The sequence below is a fragment of the Streptomyces sennicomposti genome (assembly GCF_019890635.1).
In the GTDB taxonomy this organism is placed as follows: Bacteria; Actinomycetota; Actinomycetes; order Streptomycetales; family Streptomycetaceae; genus Streptomyces; species Streptomyces sennicomposti.
Genome location: NZ_JAIOAB010000003.1, coordinates 73,550 through 89,356, shown reverse-complemented (window position 1 = coordinate 89,356; position 15,807 = coordinate 73,550). Strand labels below are relative to the sequence as shown.

General features: G+C 73.8%; 11 protein-coding genes and 1 pseudogene. 9 read left to right on the top strand and 3 right to left on the bottom strand.

From position 1 onward, the window contains the following. Nucleotides 1-44 precede the first annotated feature (44 nt). A complete protein-coding gene (locus tag K7787_RS02495) occupies nucleotides 45-1,241 on the top strand; it encodes a CaiB/BaiF CoA transferase family protein (protein WP_247720484.1) in 1,197 nt (398 codons plus the stop codon). A 63-nt stretch (nucleotides 1,242-1,304) separates the two neighbouring features. On the opposite strand, the gene K7787_RS02490 is transcribed toward K7787_RS02495, so the two are convergent. Together K7787_RS02490 and K7787_RS02485 are read right to left on the bottom strand one after the other, a co-directional pair. Continuing rightward, on the bottom strand, nucleotides 1,305-1,574 hold the full coding sequence (locus K7787_RS02490) for a hypothetical protein (RefSeq protein ID WP_009187810.1): 270 nt from the start codon (nucleotides 1,572-1,574) through the stop codon (nucleotides 1,305-1,307). Between the two features lie 635 nt (nucleotides 1,575-2,209). Next, complete coding sequence (locus K7787_RS02485; RefSeq protein ID WP_164389698.1) at nucleotides 2,210-3,019, bottom strand: SGNH/GDSL hydrolase family protein; 810 nt, start codon at nucleotides 3,017-3,019, stop codon at nucleotides 2,210-2,212. 264 nt (nucleotides 3,020-3,283) lie between these two features. Between K7787_RS02485 and K7787_RS02480 the strand changes: the two genes are divergently transcribed. From K7787_RS02480 to K7787_RS02455, 6 genes and pseudogenes are all read left to right on the top strand, one after another. After that, nucleotides 3,284-3,709: a hypothetical protein gene (locus tag K7787_RS02480; protein ID WP_203621878.1), complete on the top strand. Its 426-nt coding sequence runs from the start codon at nucleotides 3,284-3,286 to the stop codon at nucleotides 3,707-3,709. 1 nt (nucleotide 3,710) lies between these two features. Continuing rightward, nucleotides 3,711-4,805: a GNAT family N-acetyltransferase gene (locus K7787_RS02475; protein WP_223000352.1), complete on the top strand. Its 1,095-nt coding sequence runs from the start codon at nucleotides 3,711-3,713 to the stop codon at nucleotides 4,803-4,805. A gap of 391 nt (nucleotides 4,806-5,196) precedes the next feature. Beyond that, the gene (locus K7787_RS02470; protein WP_019986207.1) at nucleotides 5,197-6,030 is read left to right on the top strand and encodes a glycosyltransferase family 2 protein; all 834 of its coding nucleotides are present in this window, start codon (nucleotides 5,197-5,199) and stop codon (nucleotides 6,028-6,030) included. Beyond that, nucleotides 6,027-6,998, top strand: a pseudogene (locus tag K7787_RS31535) (glycosyltransferase family 2 protein); the annotation flags it as partial. The gene K7787_RS02470 and the pseudogene K7787_RS31535, both read left to right, overlap by 4 nt. Before the next feature lie 587 nt (nucleotides 6,999-7,585). Further along, on the top strand, nucleotides 7,586-8,389 hold the full coding sequence (locus K7787_RS02460; RefSeq protein ID WP_223000350.1) for a polysaccharide deacetylase family protein: 804 nt from the start codon (nucleotides 7,586-7,588) through the stop codon (nucleotides 8,387-8,389). Continuing rightward, complete coding sequence (locus K7787_RS02455) at nucleotides 8,382-12,173, top strand: lipopolysaccharide biosynthesis protein (protein ID WP_223000349.1); 3,792 nt, start codon at nucleotides 8,382-8,384, stop codon at nucleotides 12,171-12,173. Before K7787_RS02460 ends, K7787_RS02455 begins: the two co-directional genes overlap by 8 nt. A gap of 99 nt (nucleotides 12,174-12,272) precedes the next feature. Here the strand turns inward: K7787_RS02455 and K7787_RS02450 are convergent, their stop codons facing one another. Beyond that, a complete protein-coding gene (locus tag K7787_RS02450) occupies nucleotides 12,273-13,694 on the bottom strand; it encodes a GH39 family glycosyl hydrolase (protein WP_223000348.1) in 1,422 nt (473 codons plus the stop codon). Nucleotides 13,695-13,827: 133 nt separating this feature from the next. Between K7787_RS02450 and K7787_RS02445 the strand changes: the two genes are divergently transcribed. Together K7787_RS02445 and K7787_RS02440 are read left to right on the top strand one after the other, a co-directional pair. Further along, on the top strand, nucleotides 13,828-14,922 hold the full coding sequence (locus K7787_RS02445; protein WP_164391640.1) for a DUF5925 domain-containing protein: 1,095 nt from the start codon (nucleotides 13,828-13,830) through the stop codon (nucleotides 14,920-14,922). Nucleotides 14,923-14,998: 76 nt separating this feature from the next. Beyond that, nucleotides 14,999-15,772 carry a DUF72 domain-containing protein gene (locus tag K7787_RS02440; protein ID WP_223000347.1) on the top strand — a complete coding sequence of 258 codons (774 nt, stop codon included), beginning with the start codon at nucleotides 14,999-15,001 and terminating at the stop codon, nucleotides 15,770-15,772. The last annotated feature ends 35 nt before the right edge of the window (nucleotides 15,773-15,807 follow it).

Genomic DNA, 15,807 nt, shown 5'->3' with positions numbered 1-15,807 from the left:
GACGCTGCTGACAAGGCGCCCGTCGGCGGGTCATGATCCAGCGCATGGACCAGCTTCCCCTGCCCCTGGAGGGCATCACCGTCGTCGCCGTCGAACAGGCCGTCTCGGCCCCCTTCGCGACCCGGCAGCTCGCCGATCTCGGCGCCCGGGTGGTCAAGGTCGAGCGGATCGACGGCGGCGACTTCGCGCGCGGCTACGACACCGCCGCCGGCGGCCTCGCCTCCCACTTCGTGTGGTGCAACCGCGGCAAGGAGTCGATAGCGCTGGACCTGAAGGACCCGCGGGGCCTGGCCGTGGTGCGGCGGCTGGTCGCGGACGCGGACGTGTTCGTGCAGAACCTCGCCCAGGGCGCCGCCGCCCGGCTGGGTCTGGACGCGGCCACGCTGTGCGCCGCGCACCCGCGGCTGATCGCCGTGGACATCTCGGGGTACGGCTCGGGCGGCCCGTACGCGGACAAGCGGGCCTACGACATGCTCGTGCAGTGCGAGGCGGGCCTGGTGTCGGTGACCGGGACGCCGGGGCAGCCGGTGAAGGCGGGCGTCCCGGCGGCGGACATCGCGGCGGCCATGTACGCCTTCTCGGGGGTGCTGGCCGCCCTGGTGCGGCGCGGGACGACCGGGCGGGGCGGGCCGGTGGAGGTGTCGATGCTGGAGGCGCTGGCCGAGTGGATGGGCCATCCCCTGCACCACGCGATGCACGGGGGCGCCGCCCCGGCGCGCACCGGCCTGGCGCACGCCGTGATCGCGCCCTACGACGCGTACGGCACGGCGGACGGCGGGCGGGTGCTGCTGTCGGTGCAGAACGACCGTGAGTGGCGCAGGCTCGCCGAACAGGTGCTGGAGCGACCGGAGTTGGGGGCGGACCCGGCGTTCGCGACGAACGCGGCGCGGGTGGCGCACCGGGAGCGCACGGACGAGCTGGTCGCGAAGGCGCTGGGCGCGCTGGACGCGGACGAGGCGCTGGCGCGGCTGGAGGGCGCGGGGATCGCGTGCGCACGCCTGCGGGACGTGCACGAGGTGGCCGGGCATCCGCAGTTGGCGGCGCGGGAGCGGTGGCGGGAGGTGGGGACGCCGGTCGGGCCGCTGCGGGCGCTGCTGCCGCCGATCACTCTGCCGGGCGGGGGCGAGGCGCGGATGGGGGACGTACCCGCGCTCGGACAGCACACCGAGACACTGCTGCGGGCCGTGGGGATGCCGGACGACGAGATCGCAGCGTTGCGCCGGGACGGGGTGGTGGCCTGAGCGCGGGACCTGCTGAGCGGCTCCGGGGACGCCGGTGGCGTCTCCGGAGGGCGCCGGCGGCGGTCAGCGACCGCCGAACAGCGAGCGGCGCAGCCGGCGCAGGGGCGCGAACAGCGACACCCGGCTCACCCGTGCGCCCCTGCCCGTGCGGTCGTGCGCGGTGTCACGCGCGGTCAGCTCGCGCATCAGCAGGGTCGCCTCGGCCGCTTCGCGCTGCGGGACGGCGGGGCCGCCCAGTACCGCGAGATGGCGGTCGAGACGCGAGCTGGTCGCGCTGCTGCCGCAGGTGATCGCAGGGACCCTCGCCCTGCTGCGCACTGTTATCTGCTCCATGTCACTCCCCACCCGTACGAGTCCACCCGGCCCGGGCAGAGTAACCCTATCTCCCCATGGGGGCATGCGGGTATCGCGGTCACAGGATTCACCTTCCCCGTAAGGGTGTTGACGACTACTCTCCGAATCCGACCGATTTCACGGCGAGTTGGACAATCGGCTGGCTGCCGGGCCGGACCGGTCCCCCATCGGATTCCACGATCACGGCCAGTGATGCCCGCGACTTGGCGGTTCCGCGGGCCGCCGGAGGCGTGTCGCCCGCGCGGAGCCCGCAGGATCGCGGTGGTGCGCCGGGGCGCGTGCCGCGATGCCGGTGCGCCCCGCCACGCGGTGGAGCCGGCCCCCCGCTCAGGGTGAGCGCGGCGCGCCCGCACCGGCGGAAGCGATCACTCCGATACGGCGGGCTCCGGGCGGCGCGGGCGGGGGCGGCGCGGGCGCCGGGGAGCGGCGGGAACGTGGCCCATCTCACGCGGAGGAGCCCGTCTCCCGCGCAGGAGGTGCCCGTCTCCCGCGCAGGAGGTGCCCGTCTCCCGCGCAGGAGGAGCCCGTCTCTCGCGGAGGAGAAGGAGGAGGCGGAGGCCCCAGGGTGCGGGGGCCTCCGCGTGGTGGTGCGGGGTGGCGCGATCGCCGTGGGATCAGGCGGCGTTGGTGAGGACCGGGAGGTAGCCGCCCGACTGGCCACTGGCCGTCGGGTGGTAGGACTCGCCGATGTCGAGCCAGTTGACGCTGTGCAGCCAGGAGTCGCCGGAGCAGATCTCGTGGCCGCTGAAGGTGGTGCGGACGTCACCGAAGACGAAGCCGTGGTTGGCGGCGGCCTTGGCGATGGTGGCGTCCAGGAGGTCGGAGGCGTCGTTGATGGCGGAGCGCTTGGTGTCGGACAGGCCGAGGCAGGTCTGGCCGAGCTTGTAGAAGCGGGGGTAGCCGATGACGACCACGCGGGCGGAGGGCGCCTTGCCGCGGATCACCGAGTAGAGGTTGTCGAGCTTGCCGGGCAGCGTCGAGGTGACGTACGCCCGGGCGGTGTTGATGCGGGAGATGCAGGTGCTGTCGGACGAGGTGACGCAGGTGGTCATGACGTCGGCGAAGCCGGCGTCGTTGCCGCCGATGGTGAGGGAGACCAGCGAGGTGGCGGAGTTGAGCGGACTGAGCTGGTTGGCGAGCACGTCGTCGGTCTTCGCGCCGGAGCAGGCGGTGAAGGAGAACGACGACGGGGCGTGCGCGGCGTTCCAGAGGTAGGGGTACGCCTTGGTGCTGCGGTCACAGCTGCCGCTGGAGCTGATGTAGCTTCCGGCGCCGACGCCGGAGGAGTAGGAGTCGCCGAGGGCGACGTACCCCCCTGCGGCGGCGGTCTGTTGGGACGCCTGCGCGGAGGCCGCCCCGGTCAGCGCGAGGCCGACGGCGATAAGGATCGAGCTGACTCGGGCGGCGATGCGGGAACGTCTCATGGAACCTCCCTTTAGCAGGATCTCTGCGTCAACTGTGGTAGCAGCTACGCGCGTTGACAGGAAGTGTCCATGCCAAAAATTCTTTGGCGTTCAACCAGAAAGTGGGGCTCCGTACGGGTGTCCGACACCCCGTCAGCGACCTGCGGAAAGGAGGTTTCGACAGCCGGGAGGCACTCTTACGGGTGGTGGGTGCGTCTTGACGGCCCCGCACGACTGCGCGACATTGAAGCCCGGCATCCGGCGCTTCGGGGGGCAAAGTCGCCAATGCAGACCATCCACGTCAAGAAGGCTTCAACGGACGGCGCGGAGCGTGCACGGCCGGGTCCGGGGAGGGACCTGTCGCCGTGGCTCGCGGGCGCCGCCACGGCCGTCGCCGGTCTCGGGGCGCTGCTCGCGCTGACCGACTCGGCCTCGCCGCTGCGCGGGCCGACCGCCCTGTTCTTCCTGCTCGCCGCGCCGGCCGCCGCGATCGCCGCGCCGCTCGGCGGACTGGACCCGGCGGCCCGGGCGCTCGTCTCGCTGGCGGGCGCGGTCGCCCTCGACATGCTGGTCGCCCAGGGGATGCTGGCCCTGCACCGGTGGTCCGTCCCCGGCGGGATCGCAGCCGTGACCGTCTTCAGCGCCGCGGCCCTGCTGCTGGTCGCGGTACGGCGCCGGCGTGACCGCACGGCGAGAAGACGGAGCCGGTGACGTGGACATCAGCGTGTACCGTCCCGGCGAACTGAGCGCCGCCGACCGGACCGTGTGGACGGCGTTGCAGTCCAAGGCCCATCTGCACGGCGCGGAGGAACTGGCCAACCCGTTCCTGGCACCGGAGTTCGCCCTCGCGGTGGGGCGGTACAGACGCGGGGTGCGGATCGCGGTGGTCCGCGAGGGCGGCGAACCGGTGGCGTTCTTCCCGTTCCAGAGATCGGCCGCCGGGGTCGGCCGGGCCGTCGGACTCGGCGTCTCCGACTGCCAGGGCATGGTGCACCGGCCCGGCTTCACCTGGGACGCCCGCGAACTGCTGCGGGCCTGCGGGCTCGCGGTCTGGGAGTTCGACCATCTGGTCGCGGGCCAGGAGCCGTTCGAGGCGGGAGCCTCCGGCGCCTTCCCGTCCCCGGTGATGGACGTAGACCGGGGCTACGACGCCTATCTGGGCGAACTGCGCGCCCGCTCACCCAAGTTCACCCGCACCACCCTCGCCAAGGACCGCCGGCTCGGCCGGGACGCCGGCCCGGTGACCTACGTCCACGACGAACGCGACCCGGCCGTGCTGGCCGCCCTGATGGCCTGGAAGTCGGCGCAGTACCGCCGCACCGGGCGCAGCGACCGCTTCGCGCACGCCTGGATCACCGATCTGGTGACCCGGCTCTTCCACACCCGCTCCGAGCCGTTCGCGGGCGTCCTGTCGGTGCTGTACGCCGGCGGCGAGCCGGTCGCCGCCCACTTCGGGCTGCGCACCGAGCGGGTGCTCGCCTGCTGGTTCCCGGCGTACGACCCGGCGTACGCGAAGTACTCGCCGGGCCTGGTCCTGCATCTGCGGATGGCCGAGGCGGCCGCCGCCGAGGGCATCGCGTACCTCGATCTCGGGCGGGGCCAGAAGGAGTACAAGGACTCCCTCAAGACGCGTGAACTGAGCGTGTACGAGGGCTGGGTGACGCGCCGCCACCCGGTGGCGGTCGGGCACCGGGCGCGCCGCGCCCCGGTCCGGGCGCTGCGCAACGCGGTGCAGTCGCGGCCGGAACTGTTCCAGCCGGCCGATCGACTGCTGAAACGAATGGGGCGAATTCGCTCAAAACACTGAGCACGACACCTACCACGGAAAAACCAGCGAAATCCATAAAAACGTGAGATCTGATATCAGGTCTTGCCATACTGGCTCTATCGTCAATACCGTCGTACATCTCACTCGCACCGGCCCGTCCGCACGCGGTTCCAGGGGAGGGCTCAGAAACCGGGACAGGCCGGGGTGAGGCGCGGTAGGGGGGTGCCGTGCCTGGTCGCCGAAGGGTGATCGGGCCGTGCCGCGCGGTCGGCCGCCGCAGTTCCGGCGGCCGGTCAGTTCTGCCAGCTCACCCGGTGGGCCCGGGGACCGCTCCGCCGTGCCCACCAGGGTGAGAGCCCCCCTTTCGAACCGGACACACAGCCGGGCCGCCCGGGGGCGGGCGGTCCGCCGGACGAGAGGGACACAACCCATGAGCTACGTTCTGCGCCGGCCGACCGTGGACGCTCCGTCCCCGGCCGCCCCGTCCACGACCGCCGAGTACCGGCCGATCTCCTCGCACCTGGCCATCACGCCGCCGGTGAGCGTGGTGATCCCCGCCATGAACGAGGCGGAGAACCTGCCCTACGTCTTCAAGACCCTGCCGGACTGGATACATGAAGTGGTGCTCGTCGACGGCGACTCCACCGACGGCACCGTCGAGGTCGCCCGCGAACTGTGGCCCGGCGTGCGGGTCGTCCCGCAGCGGGGCAAGGGCAAGGGCGACGCGCTGACCACCGGCTTCGAGGCGTGCACCGGCGACATCATCGTGATGGTCGACGCGGACGGCTCGGCCGACGGCGGCGAGATCGTCAGCTATGTCTCCGCCCTGGTCTCGGGCGCCGACTTCGCCAAGGGCTCCCGCTTCGCCAACGGCGGCGGCACCGACGACATGACCTTCGTGCGCAAGCTCGGCAACCGCGTCCTGTGCGCCGTGGTCAACCGCAAGTTCGGCGCCCGCTACACCGACCTGTGCTACGGCTACAACGCCTTCTGGCGGCACTGCCTGGACAAGATCGAGCTGGACTGCACCGGCTTCGAGGTCGAGACCCTGATGAACATCAGAGTGGTCAAGGCCGGACTGAAGGTGCAGGAGATCCCCAGCTACGAGTATCTGCGCATCCACGGCGCCAGCAATCTGCGCGCCGTGCGCGACGGCCTCCGGGTGCTGAAGGTGATCCTCGCCGAGCGTTCCAACCGGCGCGAACTGCGCCGCCAGGAGCGCCGCTCCCCGATGCTCGGCGCGTTCCCGGGAGAGACGTCTTGACCGGTCCGGAGATCTCCGTCGTGATCTGCGTCTACACCGAGGACCGCTGGGAGGACATCCTCGCCGCGGTCGACTCGGTGCGGGCGCAGTCCCGGCCGGCCCTGGAGACGCTGCTGGTCGTGGACCACAACCGGGCGCTCCTGGAACGACTGGCCGACCACTGCAAGGAGTGGGGGGCGAGCGGTGAGGTGCGGGTGCTCGCCAACGCGGGCCCGCGCGGCCTGTCCGCCGGCCGCAACACCGGCATCGCCGCCTCCCGGGGCGAGGTGATCGCCTTCCTGGACGACGACGCGGTGGCCGAGCGGGACTGGCTGCGCCGCTTCGCCGAGGCCTACGCCGACCCGAAGGTGCTGGCGGTAGGCGGCCGGACGGTGCCCGTGTGGGCGTCGGGCCGCCGGCCGGCCTGGTTCCCGGAGGAGTTCGACTGGGTGGTGGGCTGCACCTACAAGGGCCTGCCGCCGGGCCGGGTCCGGGTGCGCAACGTGCTCGGCGGCAACGCCTCCTTCCGGCGCACCGCGTTCGACGCGGCGGGCGGCTTCGCCACCGGCATCGGCCGGGACGGCGACCGGCGTCCGCTGGGCTGCGAGGAGACCGAGCTGTGCATCCGGCTCAGCCGGGCCCGCCCGGACGCGGTGCTCCTGATCGACGACCGGGCGGTCATCCACCACCGGGTGCCGCACGCCCGCGAGCGCTTCGGCTACTTCCGCACCCGCACCTGGGCCGAGGGCCTGTCCAAGGCGCTGGTGGCGCGCAGCGTCGGCGCGGCCAAGGGCCTGGAGTCCGAGCGCCGTTACACGACCCGGGTGCTGCCCGCCGGGGTGGCGCGCGGGCTGCGGGACGCGCTGCTGGCCCGCAGGGGCGGCGCGGGCCGGGCCGGGGCGATCGTCGCCGGGGCGCTGACGGCGGCCGGCGGCTACGCCGTCGGCGCCGTCCGCGCCCGCCGAGGCGACACGGCCTTCCGGGCACCGGGCGGTACACAGCCCCACGCCGGGACCGCCCGGGCGCTCCCGGCCGCGGACGCCGAAGCCGGCGCGGCCGAGGAAGCCACGGGCAGCACGACAGCCGGGGCAGGCGAGGCAGTCGGGGAAGCCACGGACCGCTTGCGGGCCGAGGCGGCCGAGAACGCGCCGGGCGGCGTGCCGGCCGGGGCGGCCAAGAACGCGCCGAGCCGCCCGACAGCCGAGCCAGGCGAGGAAGCACCGGGCGGCGCGACAGCCGAGCCAGGCGAGAACGCATCGGGCGGCGTGCCGGCCAGGGCGGCCAAGAACGCGCCGAGCCGCCCGACAGCCGAGCCAGGCGAGGAAGCAGCGAGCGGCGCGACAGCCGAGCCAGGCGAGGAAGCGCCGGACCGCGTGACGGCCGGGGCGGGCGAGGAAGCGCCGGACCCCGTGACGGCCGGGGCGGGCGAGGAAGCGCCGGACCCCGTGACAGCCGAGGCAGGCGAGGAAGCGCCGGACCCCGTGACGGCAGGCGCGGGCGAGGAAGCGCCGGACCCCGTGACGGCAGGCGCGGGCCAGGAAGCAGCGGGAGGAAGAGCGGTGGGGGGCGGATCCGTATGAACGCAGCCGTGCCGGTGCTGATGTACCACGCGGTCGCCGACGAGCCGAACGCGGCCACCCGCGACCTGTCCGTGTCCCCGGCCGCCTTCGCCGAGCAGATGGCGGTGCTGCGCGAGCTGGGCCGCCATCCGCTCACCACGGCCGAACTCGCCGCCCACTGGCGCGGCCCCGGCTCCCGGCCGCTGCCCCGCGACCCCGTCCTGATCACCTTCGACGACGGCTACGAGGGCGTCCACCGGCACGCCCTGCCCGCCCTCGCCGAACACGGCTTCCCGGCCACGCTGTTCGTCTCCACCGGCTGGCTGCGCGGCGCCCACGACACGGGCGGCGGCCTGGACGCCATGCTCGACTGGGACCAGGTGCGCGAACTGGCCGCCGCCGGCGTCGAGATCGGCGGGCACAGCCACACCCACCCGCAGCTCGACCAGCTCGACGACGACGCCCTGTGGACGGAGCTGATCCGCTGCAAGGAGATCGTCGCCGGCGAACTGGGCGCCGTGCCGGTCTCGTTCGCCTACCCCTACGGCTACTCCAGCCGCCGGGTGCGCGCCCGGGTCAGGGCCGCCGGGTACCGGCAGGCGCTCGCCGTGGGCAACGCGCCGGCCCGCCGCAGCCAGGGCCCGTACGCCATGCGACGGCTGACCGTGCGCCGCTCCACCACCGTCGAGGAGTTCACACGGCTCGTCCAGGGCCGCTCGATCGCCCGCGGCTTCGCCCGGGACCGGGCCCTCACCAAGGGGTACGCCCTGGTCCGCAGAGCCCGCCAGCTCGGCCGGAAGGCTTCCCTCACCCGTGTCTGACACGACCACCACCACCGAGGAACCGGCGCCCGGACCCGAGGCGCCCGAGCGGCCGGCACGCCGGCTGCGCCTGCCCGGCCGGGGCGAGTCCCCCGGCGGCGGCCAGCTGTTCCGCAACGCCTACGCGCTGATGCTCAACACCGGGATCTCCGCGGTGCTGGGCCTCGGCTTCTGGCTGGTCGCCGCCCGCTACTACTCCGACTCCGCCGTCGGCCAGGGCTCCGCCGCGATCGCCGCCATGAAGTTCCTGGCCGGACTGACCGCGGTCACGCTCACCGGCGCGCTGGCCCGGTTCATCCCGGTCTCCGGGCGCGCCACCGGACGCCTCATCGCCCGTACCTACGCGGGCAGTTCGCTGGTCGTGGCGTGCGCGGCGGCGGTGTTCCTGCTGACCCTGGACGCCTGGGGGCCGTCGTACCGCTTCCTGCACGGGCTCACGCACGGGCTCGGCTTCATCGCGGCCGTGATGGCGTGGAACCTGCTCACCCTTCAGGACGGGGTGCTGACCGGGCTGCGCAGCGCGCCGTGGGTGCCGGTGGGCAACACCGTCTTCTCGGCGGTGAAGCTGGCGCTGCTGGTGGGCCTCGCCACCGTGCTCGCCACGACCGGGGTGTTCGTCTCCTGGGTCGTCGCCATCGCCACCTCCGTGGTGCCGCTGGGCTGGCTGGTGTTCCGGCGGCTGGTGCCCCGGCACGTGGCGGCGACCGAACGGCACGCCAGGCCGCCGTCCGGCCGGGAGCTGGGGCGCTTCCTGGCCGGCGACTACACCGGCTCGCTGTTCTCGCTCGCCGTGGTCTACCTGGTGCCGGTGATCATCGCCTCGCAGGTCAGCTCGGCGGACAACGCGTACTTCTACATCACCACGACCATCGGCGGCACCGTCAACCTGCTCGCCATCAACATGGGCGCCTCGCTGACCGTGGAGGGCTCGCACGACCCGGCGCGGCTGGCCGCCAACACCCGGGCGGCCCTCAGGCGCATGGCCCGGATCATGCTGCCGATCTGCGGGCTGCTGTTCCTGCTCGCCCCGCAGATCCTGCACGTCTTCGGCGCGGAGTACGCGCACGCGGCGACCGGGCTGCTGCGCTGGTTCGCGGTCGGCGCGCTGCTGCGGGTGGTGATGGAGACGTACTTCGCGGTGCTGCGCGCGCAGAGCCGTACCGCCGGACTGGCCTGGTTGCAGGGCCTGTTGTGCGTGCTGGTGCTCGGGCTGACGCTTTTGCTGCTGCCGCGGATGGGGCTGACCGGGGCGGGCGTCGCGGAGATCTCCAGCCTCGCCGTGATCGTGGCGATCGCCGCGCCGAAGCTGTACCGGACGGTCCGGGCGGCACCCGCCCGGGGCGTCCCCGAGGACGCGGCGCCCGACGGCGACCTCGCCGACCTGGGCGCGGGCGAGGACGGCGCCGGGAAGGGACGGCGGCGGCCCGCGTGGGCGCTGGAGTCCGACACCCTGGCCCTCGGCATCCACGTCGACTTCGACCATGTGGAGCGCCGGCCCGACGTACGTCCCGGACCGGGCACCCCGCCGGCCGGGACCGCCCTGCCGGGGCCGGCGGCCGAGCGGGAGGTGGACGCGCCGTTCACCACCGGGGAGCGGGCGGTCGTGCACGGGGCGCACCTCCCCGAAGCGCCGGACGGGCCGGCCTTCTTCGCCGAGGAGGCGGTCGTACCGGAGACCGCGGAAGCGGCGGTGGAGGCGCCGGGTGCGGCAGCGGAGACGGCGCCGCAGGACGGCGTTCCCCCGGCCGCCCGGCGAAGCCGCCTCGCGCCCACCCGGTCCGGGGTCGTCCTCGGCTGTCTGCTGGTCGCCGCGCTGCTGCTGTACTGGGTGCCCGCGCTGCGGCTGACCGACGCCGACCTGGACCGGATGGGCGGGCTCGGACTCGTCTCGGTGCTGCCGCTGCCCACGCTGGCCGGTGCGGCGCTGCTGGTCGCGGTGTTCGCCGCGCTGCTCCGGCCGCGCCGCGAACACCGGGCGCTGCTGCTGGTCACGCTGCTGGCGACCGTGGTGTCGCTGCACGCGCTGCCCGCGGTGATCGAGACCGAGCCGCGGTTCGCGACGGCCTGGCAGCACCTCGGTTTCCTCGACTACATCGACCGCACCGGCGCGGCCGTGCCCGACCTGGACGCGCGCTGGAGCTGGCCGGGGTTCTTCGCGGTGGCCGCGTTCGCCGCGAAGGCGTGCGGGGTCGGCGACTTCACCGAGGTCATCCGCTGGTGGCCGCTGACCGTCCAACTCCTCTACCTGCCGCCGATGTTCCTGCTGACCCGCTCGATGCGGGCGGGCTGGCGCGCCAAGTGGACCGGGGTGTGGATCTTCGTGCTGGGCGGCTGGGTCGGCCAGGACTACTTCTCCCCGCAGGGTTTCACCTATCTGCTCTACCTGGTCTTCGTGGCGGTCCTGCTGGTCTGGTTCCGGGCGCCGCGCATGCTGTGGACGACGCGGCGGCCCGGCGAGGCGGAGGTCGAGCCGGCCGACCGGCGCCAGCGGACCGTGCTGCTCGCGGTGGTGATCGGCCTGTTCGCCGCCACCGTCCCGGCCCACCAGCTGACGCCGTTCGTGATGCTGGGCGTGCTGGCCGCGCTCGTCCTGGTCGGCCGCTGCGAACTGCGCGGCCTGCCCGTGCTGTTCACGGTGCTGGTGGTGTTCTGGCTGGGCTTCATGGCCGAGCCGTACTGGTCCGGCCACTTCGACGAGTTGTTCGGCGGGGTCGGCGGGGTCGGCGGCAATGTCTCGACCTCCGTCTCGGGCCGTATCGAGGGCGGCGACCCCACGCACAAGCTGGTGCTGTACGCGCGGGTGCTGCTGGCCGGGACGGTGCTGGCGCTGGCCTGCTGGGGCTGGTGGCGGCGGCGCGAGCACCGGTACCGGGAACGGTCGCTGCTGGTGCTGACGTTCGTGCCGTTCCTGGGCTTCGGCATGCAGTCCTACGGCGGCGAGATGGCGCTCAGGGTCTTCATGTTCGCGCTGCCCGGGGCCGGGCTGCTCGCCGCGCTGGCCCTGTTCCCGCGCGCCGGGGTCACCGCCCGGGAACGCGAGAAGGACCGGGCGAGCCTGGCGCCGCTGGCCGCGCTGCTGGCGGGGCTGCTGCTGATGGGCGGCTTCCTGGTGGCCCGGTGGGGCAACGAGCCGTTCGAGCGGATCAGACCCGGCGAGGTCGCCGCGATGGAGTACGTCTACGCCCATGACCGGCCGACCGTGCGGCTGCTGTGGCTGAGCGACGACCCCGTCGATGACGTCACTCCGGCCATGCCGTGGGGGGCGCGGGACATGGAGCGCGTCGACTATGTGCCGACCCTGGCGCCGGCCGACCCGGTGCTGGTGTCGAGCCTGGTCAAGGCGCTCAAGGACGCGGGCCCGAACTCGTACCTCATGGTCAACGAGAGCCAGGTCTCCTATCTGCGGCTGGACAAGGGCTACTCGGCCGCCTGGGAGGCGCGGCTGCTGCGGAACCTCGACGGGCGCTCCGAGCTGACCCGGGTCTTCGTCAACGGCGACGTGAGCATGTACGCGCTGCGCGAGCCGCCCCCGGGTGCGGCGCCCGCGCCGCGGCCCGGACCGATCGGCCCGAAGGTGACGTGGACGCCGTGGTCGGTGGTCGGCGCGCTCGCGGCGCTCGCCCTGGTCGTGCTGCTCGGGGCGCGCGAGGTGGTCCGGGTGGCGGTGCGGCCGGGCGTGCGGAAACTGCACTGGCTGCAGGGCAGCTTCTGGTTCTCGCTGCCGCTGCTGGCGGTGCTGTTCGCCTCGCTGGTGCAGCGGTTCATGACGATGGGGCGCGGTTAGCGCGGGGCGGGAGCGGCTCGGGCGGGTTCGGGGCAGGCGGCTCGGGCGGGGTCCGGTCAGGTGGCTCGGGCGGGGCCGGTCCGGTGGCTCGGGCGGGGGTCACCGGTCGAGCCACTTCACCTCGTACGCCTTCAGCTCGAAGTGGCGGCCGTCGACCTGGGCGCTGACCGGGCGGTTTCGCGTGTTGACCACGAGGACCGTCTTCCCGCTCGCCAGGACGCGGACGTCGGGCACGTCGTCCGGGGCGACGGCGACCGTCTCGTAGCGGGTGCCCGGCGGGAAGGAGCGGCCGAAGCGGGAGACCAGGCCGTACATGGGCAGGGCGCGGCCGCCGTCCGCGCCGTCGGTGGGCGTCCACAGGCAGCCGGGGCAGTCGGCGCCCTTCTCCTCCTCCGGGTTCCAGTAGAAGCCGGTGGTGGCGCCGCCCTCGGCCATGGCGATCATCCCGGCGGCCTGGACGGCGACGCGCCGCTGCTCGGTCCAGCCCTTGCGGTCGTCGTTGCCGTCGGCGGGTTCGACGTAGTACTCGGCCCACCACAGGGGCAGGCCGTGCGTCTGCTGCCGCACCCACCGTCCGACGGCCGTGAACTTCTCGGTGGCGGCGAACTCGTCCGGCAGCAGATCGTCGTCCTTGGTGTAGCTGGAGCCGTCCACGACCACGAAGTCCGCGCCGGCCTTGTGCGCGTTCCAGTAGGCGAAGGCGTCCAGGACCCGCTGGTCCAGCGCGCCCCAGTCGCCGCGCAGCGCGGTGGAGGCGTTGTCCTTCTGCCGTGGGTCGAGGCTGTCCATCACCAGGTACGGTCCGCCGACCATGATCTGGGGATCGACCCGTTTCAGCGCCCGGTAGACCAGGTTGTAGAGCTTGGTGTAGCCCTCGTAGTCCCAGCGGGAGGCGCCGTCGTTCCAGAAGCCCTTGAACTCGTTCCAGACGATGAAGTGGCGTACGTCCGGGTAGCGCTCGGCGACGGTCGCGGCGAGGGCGGCGTAGTCGGCGTAGTGGTCGGGGGTGGGGGCGGTCTCCAGGGCGGACTGGCTCCAGTCGGTGCTGTCGACGCCGGCCCGGCCGCCCTTCATCCAGTCCGGGGCGCAGCACAGGGTGATCACCGGGGTGGCGCCGGAGGAGCGCATGAAGTCGATCCGGCGGTCCAGCGCGGCGAAGTCGTAGCGTCCCTCGACCGGTTCGGGGTTGTCGGCGCCCCAGCCCATGATCGCCTGGTTCTGCGGGAGGGAGCCGTCCTTGCCCAGCAGTCCCTTGACGCGGTCCACGGCGGCGGGGCTGCCCTGGTCGGCGCTGAACTGGGTGTGCGTGAACCCCCAGCCCACGGACGGCTCGTCCGCGTGCCGGGGCGCGCCCGGGGTGCCGTGCACCCGTGCCCCGTCGCGTGTGGTGCCCTCGGTGCTCGCGCCGCCGGGCAGCGCGTTGAGCAGGGCCACCACCAGGGCCAGCGCGGCCGCGCCCACCCCCAGCAGCGCGGTGAGCCGCCACCGCCCCGCCCCCGAATTCCACCCATGACGTCCCATCAAGGACAACAGTAAGGGCGGGAATCGGGTCGCGGACAGGGTTTGGCGGGTTCGGCGCCCCGACGGGGCCGACACGGGGCGCGCGGCAGGCAAACGGGGTGCGTGGGGCGGTCCGGTGGCGGATCATGGCGGCATGTCTGCGAACCCTTACGACGCTCTGCCGGTCCGGCTCAACGTCGACGACTCCGACTCGCCGTCCGACGTCGTCGACGCGCTGTTCCTCGGCCGCTTCGCGACGGGCGAGCAGCCGTACTCCCACGCGGCGAACATCGAGCGGGTCCGCCCGGGCGCCACGCTGCTGCCGGACGGCGCCCGGGTGCTGCGGGTGGCCCGGGACGACGACCGCAGCGCGACCCTCGCCGAGGGCGACGGCTGGACGCTGCTGGTGTCCCGCTGGAACCGGGGCGCCGATGTGACGGTCACGGCGACCAGCGCCGAGCTGGCGCAGAAGATCCTCGGCCGGGCCACGGACGGCGCGGCCGACGAGCCCGAGCCGCAGCCGGAGAACGTGACGATGGGCTTCTGGTACGTCTCCCCCCGGCGCGGCCCCTACCGCACCACCCGGCAGATCTCGGCCGGCACCTGGGAGGAGGTGCGGGCCAACTACACGGCGCCGGTCGCGGACGCGATGGAGCGCCTGATGAAGACGACGCCCGAGGACATCGCGGGGCGGCTCCTGCTGCTGCACGGCCCGCCGGGCACCGGCAAGACCTCCGCGCTGCGCACGCTGGCCCGTTCCTGGCGGGACTGGTGCCAGGTGGACTGCGTCCTGGACCCGGAGCGGCTGTTCAGCGACGTCGGCTATCTGATGGACATCGCGATCGGCGAGGAGGACGCGGCGGGCAAGGGCCGCTGGCGGCTGCTGCTTCTGGAGGACTGCGACGAGCTGATCCGCGGCGAGGCCAAGCACACGGCCGGGCAGGCGCTGTCCCGGCTGCTCAACCTCACCGACGGCCTGCTCGGCCAGGGCCGCAACGTGCTGGTCGGCGTCACCACCAACGAGGACCTGGAGCGGCTGCACCCGGCCGTGGTCCGGCCGGGCCGCTGTCTGGCCCGGATCGAGGTGGGGAAGCTGACCCGCCGGGAGGCGGTGGACTGGCTGGGCGCCGAGGAGGGCGTGGGCCGCGACGGCGCCACCCTGGCCGAGCTGTACGCGCTGCGCCGGGGCACGTCGCCGACGGCGCTCCCGGAGCCGCGCGAGGGGGCGGACGCGGGGCTGTACCTGTAGCGGCCGCTCGCACGGGGGTGTGCGGGCGGGGCGCGCGTCCCGTGCCTACGCGGTGCTCCGGTGCTGTGATGGTCGTATGACCCTGTTCGTCGGGACGTCGGGCTGGCAGTACAAGGACTGGCGGGGCGTGCTGTACCCGCCCGGGCGCCCGACGCGGCTGTGGCTGGAGGAGTACGCCGCCGCGTTCGCCACGGTGGAGCTGAACAACGCCTTCTACCGGCTGCCGGAGCGGGAGACGTTCGAGGCCTGGCGCGAGCGGGTCCCGGCCGACTTCGTGATCGCGGTCAAGGCGAGCCGCTTCCTCACCCATGTCAAACGGCTGCGGGAGCCGGCGGAGCCGGTGCACCGCCTGATGACGCGCGCGGCGGGGCTGGGCGACCGGCTGGGGCCGGTGCTGCTCCAGCTGCCGCCCACGCTGCGCGCCGATCCGGACCTGCTGGACGCCTGTCTCGCCTGCTTCCCGCCCGGCGCCCGGGTCGCGGTCGAGCCGCGCCACGACTCGTGGTGGACGCCGCGGGTGCGCGGGGTGCTGGAGGCGCGGGGCGCGGCCCTGTGCTGGGCCGACGTCCAGGGCCGCCCGGTGACGCCGCTGTGGCGGACCGCCGGCTGGGGCTACGTCCGCTTCCACGTGGGCCGGGCGCGTGCCTGGCCGCACTACGGCCGCCGCTCGCTGGAGACCTGGGTGGACCGGATCGCGACGACCTGGCCGGACGAGCGGGACGTGTACGCGTACTTCAACAACGACCCGACGGGCGCGGCGGTCCGGGACGCGGTGGTCTTCGCCGCCGCGGCGCGCCGAGCCGGCCGCACGGTGACCCGCTCCCCGGCCCGCCTGCCGGCGGGAGCGTGAGGGGCGGGGCGGGGGCGCGGGGCGCGGTGGCGCGT